Genomic DNA, 9,499 nt, shown 5'->3' with positions numbered 1-9,499 from the left:
ACAATTATACGGACTTTATCGATATTATGGATTATAGCTATAAAATTCATGAAAAAAATGTTGAAATTAATGAAAATTTAGATGAAGTTAAAGTGATATATATATTATCAGGTAAGGCAGAACTACATGATAAAATTTCAGTTGAACATTTTGAAGAGAATGAATTTTTGATTATTGAGCCTTATACCTCTCCGAAACTTTTAGTTACTACTGGCATTGTGATGGAAATAAGCATTAATAAATTTAGTTTTAACCGCTTTTCGTTGTATAAAATGAGGCAGTTGGATGTCGAAAGTCAACAATTAGATTTAGCAATAAAGAAACAATTTTTAGACACAGTTATTTATTTGTATGAAGAGGATTTCTTTAATGCCGATATTAATGTAGTAAAACTTATTAACTATATTAGGGCTGCGCAATACTATTCACAAGATAACTTAGGGATTAATAATAATTTGATCAAAACGATTTTGAAATATATTTTTGAACATCACAAAGAAAATATAACATTATCTAAAATTTCTAAGGTTTTTTATGTTAATCCGAGTTACTTATCGCGTGTTTTTTCTGAAGAAATGAATATTTCTATCACTAAGTACATTATTAAAGTTAAAATATATCGCTTAGCCGTAGAAATGTTAACAATGGATACAACTAAAGATTTGTGGAGAAATTATGGTTATAAATCATATTCTACATTCTCAAAAAATTTTAAAAGTGTATTTATGAAATCACCGGAACAATTTTTGGAAGATTATAAAACGCCTGATGTTAAAGAAAGCTATGACTTTAAGTTGAATTTTGATTACCTCAAGCAATTATCTCAAAAGATTGATAATGCTATACAATCTTAATGTCGTGGTAATTTCTTCATTAAGATATTATCATAATAATACATAACTGCTGATTTTATTATGTTGTTAAAATTATCGCTAATAAAACATGCATTATTCATATAAATTTAGGAGGCTAGGATAATATTAATTTGTCCTAGTCTCATTTCACATTGATAAGAGCTGACTGTATTGAAAATACACTTCAAATCAATCTTTTACAATGCTAGTCATCTCTGCCGGGGTGCGACGACGAAATCTTTCTGTCCCACTCCTTTTTCATATTTATATTTCCTTATTATTAATATGTTTGTATTACTACATAATATGACTTATTTTATGTTTAAAAACATGATAATATAGATTTTTCAATATAACATCAAACGTTTGTATGAATTGCAACATAAGGGAAAGTTGAATTTGTAAACACGCTTTTAAAAAATAGTTATAACTAGTCAAAGTAATGAACACTTATATATTTATCTGTGTTATTTTTATATATGTATAACTTTGAAAAAAAGTGTGTATAACGTTATCATTGAAGTTATGATTTTAAAATTAAATTGAGATAGGAAGATATAAATGAGTGAAAGTAAAGAATTGGTTCGAGGGACCTTTCTCATAACATTAAGTATTTTAATTACTAAAGTTTTAGGTGTCCTTTTTATCATTCCATTCTATGCAATAGTTGGAGGAGAAGAAAACCTTGCACCATTTAACTATGCTTACGCACCTTATAATATTGCAATTGCTGTAGCAACTGCAGGTGTTCCGTTAGCAGCTTCAAAATATGTATCAAAATATAATGCGTTAGGTGCATATAAAGTCAGTCAAAAATTGTATAAATCCAGTTTTATAGTGATGACCGTAACTGGAATAGTAGGTTTTGCCGTACTATACTTTTTAGCACCGACAATTGCTTCTATCACATTAGCACAAGATTCAAAAGACTCAGGTGGTTGGTCTGTTGCTGATATCACTTGGATTATAAGAATAATTAGTGTTGTAGTTATCTTTATTCCATTATTAGCTACATGGCGTGGTGTGTTCCAAGGCTATAAGTCTATGGGGCCTACTGCAGTGTCAGAAGTAACAGAACAAATTGCGAGAATATTATTTATTCTAATTGGTAGTTATGTAGTGTTAAACATTATGAATGGTTCAGTATTACTTGCAAATGGTGTGGCAACTTTTGCTGCAGCAATTGGTGCCATTATGGGTATCTTTACGCTATGGTATTACTGGCGTAAACGTAAACCAAATATTGAGAAAATGGTAGCCACTGATGATACGGGTATCACGGTATCTTATGGCAAAATGTACAAAGAAATAATTTCGTACAGTATTCCATTTGTTATTGTTAGTTTGAATTTTCCATTATTTAATATAGTCGACCAATTTACACATAACAATGCCTTAGGTTTGGCAGGCGTACCACAAGAATTACATGACCAATTCTTTACTATGTTAAATATGACGACAAATAAAATAGTTATGATTCCTACGTCACTAGCATCTGGTTTTGCTGTCAGCTTAATACCATTTATTACGAAAACATATGCTACTGGACAATTAGACAATATGCATAGACAAATCAGAACGTCATTAGGTGTTTTAATGTACATTACGGTGCCAGCTAGTCTAGGTATTATGGCATTAGCATTGCCGTTATATAATGTCTTTTATAGTTACAATGTTGAAGGTAGCCACTTACTCTTCTACTATGCACCTGTAGCAATATTAATAGCATTATTAAGTGTTACAGCATCAATGTTACAAGGTATTGATAAGCAAAAACTTACGGTATTTGTCATTCTAGCTGCTGTAGTGATTAAGATTGTATTAAATACACCGCTAATATATATGTTCCATACATCAGGTGCTATTTTAAGTACAGCGATCGCGTTGCTTTTTGCTAATATTTGTAACTTTGTAATTCTTAAAAAATATGCGAAATTCAACTTCAGTGAAACTTGGTTACATTTTGCAAAAATCTTTTTATTCGGTTTTATCATGATGTTAGCTGTTGAATTAACTTACTTCATTTTACAATTTATAGTTTCTCCAGAAAGTAAAATGGGAGCATTGATAATAGTTGTAGTAGGTGTAATAGTAGGTATTTTAGTTTATGGCATAATTACGATGAAAACACATTTAGCAGACCAATTTTTAGGTGAAATACCAAATAAAATACGTCGTAAACTAGGTGTGATTAAATGAGAATAGATAAATTTTTAGCTAATATGGGTGTCGGAACACGTACTGAAGTTAAACAATTATTGAAAAAAGGTAGAGTGACATTGAATGGTACTGTTGAAAAGTCAGCAAAAACGAATGTCAATGCGTTAGAAGACTACATTGCTGTTGATAATAACCATATTGTTTATATTGACAAGCTTTATTTGATGTTAAATAAACCACAAGGTTATGTGTGCGCTACTGAAGATAATCAACATCAAACTGTAATAGATTTATTTAAAGACTATAAAGATTTTCATATTTTTCCAGTAGGAAGATTAGATAAAGATACTGAAGGTCTACTTCTTATTACAAACGATGGTGATTTTAGCCACCAGTTAATGAGTCCTAATAAACATGTGTCCAAAACTTATGAAGTCTTATCAGAAAAAAGTATTACAAATAATGATATAGAATTATTTAAAACGGGTATTGAGTTACATGATGGATTAGCTAAGCCTGCTACTTTGGTAAAAGCACAAGAAGAAAGGAAATCATTTGTAACTATTACCGAAGGAAGGTATCATCAAGTTAAGCGCATGTTTCATGCTATAAACAATGAAGTACTTGCGTTAAAGAGAATCTCAATAGGAGATTTACAACTTGATGAACAGTTAGCTGTCGGCGAATATCGTCATTTAAAAGAGCAAGATTTTGAACAATTAGGAATAAAATAATTAAAGAAGGTGTAATTTTATGTCAAGATTATTAAAAGCAGTTGTAGGTATTGGGGGCGCAGCAGCAGCTGTCGTACTTTCTAAAAAAGAAAATAGAGATAAGTTGAAAGGTGAATACGACAAATATAAGTCAAACCCAGAATCTTACAAACAAAATGCTAAAGATATAGCAAGTCAAATTAGCAGTAAAGCAGGTGAAACTGTTAATGAAGTAAAACAAGACCCTAAAGGATATGTCAACAAAGTGAAACAAGATCCTAAAGGCTATATCAATGACCAAAAAAATCGTTTTAAAAATGTAAAATCTTCAGATGAAGATCAAATTGATGAAGCTCGTTTCACGGATGAAGGTGCAGCTGATCCATCTAACAACTTAAGAGTTGTCACTGAAGAAGAATTAAAAAACAACAAAAATAAATTTGACAACGATGAAAAATAACAGTTATTAACTAAAAGCCTAACTCACGTATAAATGAGTTAGGTTTTTCTAATATATTAATTAAAATATAACAGTTGCGATATTACTTGCTATAACAAGACTCAACTGTTTTTGTATTAATGTTACAGTAAAAAAATCAAAATAATATTGTCATCTCGCTGTAGTTTATGTGTAACATCATGTAAAATATATTTTAAACTAGTATTTAAGAAAGAAGTGGATCGTAAATGTGGAAAGACAAAGTTCTAGCTTATGAATCACAAATTATTGATGATTTAAAAGGCTTATTAGCAATAGAGAGTGTTAGAGATGATAGTAAAGCATCAGATGCATATCCTGTTGGCCCTGGGCCACGCAAGGCATTAGATTATATGTATGAAATTGCTGAACGTGATGGTTTTGGGACACATGATGTTGATCATATTGCTGGAAGAATAGAAGCAGGTGCTGGCGAAGATGTGTTTGGCATCTTATGTCACGTTGATGTCGTTCCAGCTGGTGATGGCTGGGACACAGATCCTTTTGATCCAGTTGTAACGAGCGATAAAATAATAGCACGTGGCACATTAGACGATAAAGGACCAACAATTGCTGCTTATTATGCAGTTAAAATTTTAAATGAAATGAACGTTGACTGGAAAAAACGTATACATATCATTATTGGAACCGACGAAGAATCTGATTGGAAATGTACTGATCGTTATTTTGAAACAGAAGAAATGCCAACATTAGGATTTGCACCTGATGCAGAGTTTCCAGCGATACACGGTGAAAAAGGTATAAGTACGTTTGATGTCATCCAAACAGCAAAAGCTGAAGACATTGATGAACCTGATTATGAATTGTATAGCTTTGTATCAGGTCAGCGATATAATATGGTACCAGATGAGGCAATTGCCAAAGTTTTAGTGAAAGAAAATATGACTGATGTCATTCAAAACTTTGAAAATTACTTACAACAAAATCAACTAGATGGTACAAGCACAGTTGATAGTGGTGTTTTAGAATTAAAAGTTTTTGGTAAAGCAGTTCATGGTATGGATCCATCAAAAGGTACGAATGCAGGGTTATATTTATTAAACTTTTTAGCAAACTTAAAATTAGATAAAACAGCATCTAACTTTGTAGCATTTAGCGAACGCTATTTGTTTAAATCAGACTTTGGAGAAAAAATGGGTATGAAATTCCATACGGATGTGATGGGAGACGTCACTACTAATATTGGTGTTATTAATTATAATAACCAAGAAGGTGGTAGTTTCGGTATTAATTTACGTTATCCTGAAGGGTTTGAATTTACTAAAGCACTGACACGTTTTGAAGAAGAAATTAATGCACTTGGATTTGATATCGAATTAGGTAAAAATCAGTCACCGCATTATGTAGATAAAAATGACCCATTTGTGCAAAGTTTAGTGGAAACTTATAGAAACCAAACAGGTGATCATAGTGAACCATATGTTATTGGTGGTGGCACTTATGCGCGCAACTTAGATAAAGGCGTAGCATTTGGTGCTATGTTCAAAGACACTGAAGACTTAATGCACCAAAAAAATGAATATATGACTAAAAAGCAATTACTTGATGCAACTAGTATTTACTTAGAGGCATTATATAAATTATGTGTGGAGGGATAACTATGACTAAAGTTTTAATTAATGAACAGTTAGTTGAAGAACATGACGCAAACGTACCATATAACGACAGAGGGTATACTTTTGGAGACGGTATTTATGAATATGTACGTGTGTATAATAATAAATTATTTACTGCGAAACCACATTTTGAACGTTTATTAAGAAGTGCCAAAGAAATTGGTTTAGAACTTAACTACACAGTTAACGGTCTTATTGATTTAGTACAAGAATTAATTGTCGCAAACAAAATTATTAATGGTGGCGTGTACATACAAGTGACACGTGGTGCTGCTCCTCGTGATCATGCCTTTCCGACACCTTCTGTAAAAGCAAATATTATGGGATTCACAAAAAGTTATGACCGACCATATAAATCCTTAGATGAAGGTATTAATGCAATTACAACTGAAGATATTCGTTGGTTACGTTGTGATATTAAAAGTTTGAATTTATTAGGTAATGTTTTGGCTAAAGAATACGCAGTTAAATATAATGCACAAGAAGCGATTCAACACCGAGGCGAACAAGTTACTGAAGGATCATCTAGTAATGCATACGCTATAAAAGACGGTGCAATTTATACGCATCCAATTAATAATTTGATTTTGAATGGTATTACAAGACAAGTAATTAAAGAAATTGCTGAACAAAATAATATTCCTTTTAAAGAGGAAGCATTTACCGTAGATTTCTTGAAAAATGCGGATGAAGTTATTGTTTCAAGTACTTCAATTGAGGTTATGCCAGTTGTTAATTTAAATGGTGAAGCTATTGGAAACGGTAAAGTTGGCCCAATTACACGAAAATTACAAGAAGGTTTTACACATTATATTGTGAATGAAAGTGCAGTTCCTTTAGAAGCTGAAAGATAATTTAACATATTTATGTCAGTTGAAATGTGGTATAATTTCAACTGACGCTATTTTATGAATCATATCTTACATAGGAAGTAAAAAGTGACTTTTTGTTTCTCATTTTTGGTTGAAATAAATACCCAAACATTATAAAATCTTTTATGAGTCTTGAAATTGAACAAGCAATTTCATAAAACAGAAACGATATTCTTATTAGCAAGAGAGACGTGGACGATTATATAAAAAAGCTAATTAGTACATAGTATGAACTTAAAACGTAATGGGACAAATACGTAAATAATTACGTTTAATTACGAGGTTTCGTACATTTTTTGTTAACAATTGTTATATATGGCTCTTGAAAATAACTTTCTAGAGCCATTTTCTATTGAAAGTGAGGTGAACGTGGTGGAGCAATTTTATCAATTAGGGTGGACGCTAGATTCTGCAGGCGGTGCTTCAGGTGAAGCATATATGGCTGAACAAGATGGCCAAAAATTATTTTTAAAGCGTAATTCGAATCCTTTTATAGCTGCATTATCTGCAGAAGGTATTGTGCCTAAACTAGTTTGGACGAAACGCATTGAAACTGGTGAAGTGGTAACAGCTCAGCATTGGAAAAATGGTCGTGAATTGTCATTCAAGGAAATGCATCAAAAAAGAGTTGCACAGTTATTGAAGAAAATTCATAATTCTAAAACGCTACTTAATATGTTGAAGCGTATGGAAATGGAACCTATAACTCCTACAATTATGTTACGCAAAATCAATGCCTCATTATCTCGAGAAGTTCTAACACATCATGTTGTACGAAAAGCGTTAACGTATTTAGAAGAGCATTTACCAATACTAGATTCTCGGTTCTTTACTGTTGTTCACGGCGATGTAAATCACAATAATTGGTTATTGTCAGATCGGGATGAACTTTATTTAGTTGATTGGGAAGGTGCTATGATTGCCGACCCTGCGATTGACATAGGTATGCTCCTATATAACTACGTTCCTGAGCAACAATGGTCAGAGTGGCTAAATATTTATGGTGCGAATGACACTATCGAATTGCAGAAGCGAATGAAGTGGTATACAGTCATTCAATCAATCGGTATGGTACAATGGTACGAAGAACAAAAGCGTTATAAAGATATGAATACGTGGTTGAAATTTTTAAATGAAGTTATGACGAATAATGCATTTATTTAAGGAGTATAAGTAATGAGAATGCGATATAAACCTTGGGCAGAAGATTATTTGAAATCTCACCCAAGTATTGTAGATGTTGATGGTACGCATAATGGTAAAATGCAAGCGTGGTTCGATAATGATGCACCCATTCATATCGAAATTGGATCTGGCATGGGGCAATTTATTACAACATTAGCTATACAAAATCCTGACATTAATTTTATCTCTATAGAACGAGAAAAAAATGTCATGGTCAAAGTTTTAGATAAAGTTTTAGAACACAATTTAACTAACATCAAGCTAATATGTAACGAAGCGGGTGAGCTAACCGAATATTTCATGCCAAATGAGGTATCACGAATTTATTTGAATTTCTCAGATCCGTGGCCAAAGCGTAGACATACAAAGCGCAGATTAACATATGCATCATTTTTAAAGTTGTATAAAGAAATCTTAAAAGATGATGGCGCAATTCATTTCAAAACTGATAATAGAGGCTTGTTTGCTTATAGTCTTGAAAGTATGTCGCAATTCGGTATGTATTTTACAAAAATAAATTTAAATCTTCATCAAGAAGACGATGAAGATAATATTGAAACAGAATATGAAAGAAAATTTTCGGATAAAGGTTCGAGAATTTATCGCATGGAAGCACAATTTCATTCAAACTAACGTTGTTCATATACTGAGCAACGTTTTTTTGTGAAAATTTATATTTATTTGTAAAATGTTTATAATGATAATAAGAGTTCCATATCAAGGAGGAATATTATGCAATTAGGACAATTTACGATTCATCAACTCAATGGAGGCATTACTAATATCGATGGTGGCGCAATGTTTGGTGTTGTACCAAAAGCATTATGGACAAAACGTTATAATGTAAATGATAAAAATCAAATTGCCTTACCTACGCATCCAATTTTAATTCAAACAAATAATCAACATATTTTAATAGATACGGGTATCGGAAATAGTAAATTGACGGAAAAAGAGCGACGTAATTTTGGTGTGGATTATGAAAGTCAAATCGAAGTAGAATTGAACAAATTGAATTTACAACTGACAGATATCGATATCGTCTTGATGACTCATATGCATTTTGATCACGCTTCTGGTTTAACTGACAATGCAGGAAATGCAATTTTTAGTAATGCTGTACATTATATACAACAAGATGAATGGCATGAATTTCAAAGTCCAAATATTAGAAGTAAATCAACCTACTGGGAAAAGAATAATGGAACATTTAAAGACCAACTTATTTTGTTTGATGGAGAAATAGCAATATGTCCAGGCATACGTATGCAACATACTGGAGGTCATAGTTTTGGACATTCCATTATAATTATAGAAAGTGAAGGGGAAAAAGCGGTGCATTTAGGAGATATTTTCCCAACGACGGCACATACGAATCCACTTTGGGTGACAGCTTATGATGACTATCCTATGCAGTCTATTAGAGAAAAAGAGCGCTTATTTCCGTATTTTATTCATCAAAATTATTGGTTTTTATTTTATCATGATGAAAATTACTTCGCGGTAAAATATGATAACAAAAAGAATATTGTCGATTCTGTATCGAGAAAATAGGGAGTGGGACAGAAATCTGATTTTGAAAAAAGATTTCGTCGTCCCA

At 31.9% G+C, this 9,499-nt stretch carries 9 protein-coding genes; all 9 read left to right on the top strand.

All coding sequences use genetic code 11. The features are described 5' to 3' along the window. Nucleotides 1-854: helix-turn-helix domain-containing protein (locus JVU85_RS11555; RefSeq protein ID WP_204172606.1), on the top strand; the 854-nt coding region annotated here is incomplete at its 5' end. A gap of 561 nt (nt 855-1,415) precedes the next feature. Further along, complete coding sequence (locus tag JVU85_RS11550) at nt 1,416-3,053, top strand: putative polysaccharide biosynthesis protein (protein ID WP_103387800.1); 1,638 nt, start codon at nt 1,416-1,418, stop codon at nt 3,051-3,053. Further along, on the top strand, nt 3,050-3,748 hold the full coding sequence (locus JVU85_RS11545) for a pseudouridine synthase (protein WP_002510188.1): 699 nt from the start codon (nt 3,050-3,052) through the stop codon (nt 3,746-3,748). The genes JVU85_RS11550 and JVU85_RS11545 overlap by 4 nt, the downstream gene beginning before the upstream one ends. A 19-nt stretch (nt 3,749-3,767) precedes the next feature. Next, entirely contained in the window at nt 3,768-4,187 is a 420-nt protein-coding gene (locus JVU85_RS11540) for a YtxH domain-containing protein (protein WP_002510189.1), read from the top strand. Between the two features lie 227 nt (nt 4,188-4,414). Beyond that, complete coding sequence (gene pepV / locus JVU85_RS11535) at nt 4,415-5,824, top strand: dipeptidase PepV (protein WP_002510190.1); 1,410 nt, start codon at nt 4,415-4,417, stop codon at nt 5,822-5,824. Between the two features lie 2 nt (nt 5,825-5,826). Further along, a complete protein-coding gene (dat, locus tag JVU85_RS11530; RefSeq protein WP_204171885.1) occupies nt 5,827-6,696 on the top strand; it encodes a D-amino-acid transaminase in 870 nt (289 codons plus the stop codon). A 390-nt stretch (nt 6,697-7,086) separates the two neighbouring features. Next, complete coding sequence (locus tag JVU85_RS11525; RefSeq protein ID WP_002510192.1) at nt 7,087-7,878, top strand: phosphotransferase family protein; 792 nt, start codon at nt 7,087-7,089, stop codon at nt 7,876-7,878. Between the two features lie 12 nt (nt 7,879-7,890). Next, entirely contained in the window at nt 7,891-8,532 is a 642-nt protein-coding gene (gene trmB / locus JVU85_RS11520) for a tRNA (guanosine(46)-N7)-methyltransferase TrmB (protein WP_002510193.1), read from the top strand. A gap of 99 nt (nt 8,533-8,631) precedes the next feature. After that, nucleotides 8,632-9,453: a YtnP family quorum-quenching lactonase gene (locus tag JVU85_RS11515; protein WP_002510194.1), complete on the top strand. Its 822-nt coding sequence runs from the start codon at nt 8,632-8,634 to the stop codon at nt 9,451-9,453. The last annotated feature ends 46 nt before the right edge of the window (nt 9,454-9,499 follow it).

The organism is Staphylococcus sp. GDY8P72P, from assembly GCF_016890655.1.
Lineage (GTDB): Bacteria > Bacillota > Bacilli > Staphylococcales > Staphylococcaceae > Staphylococcus > Staphylococcus arlettae.
This window is presented reverse-complemented; position numbering and strand designations above follow the sequence as displayed.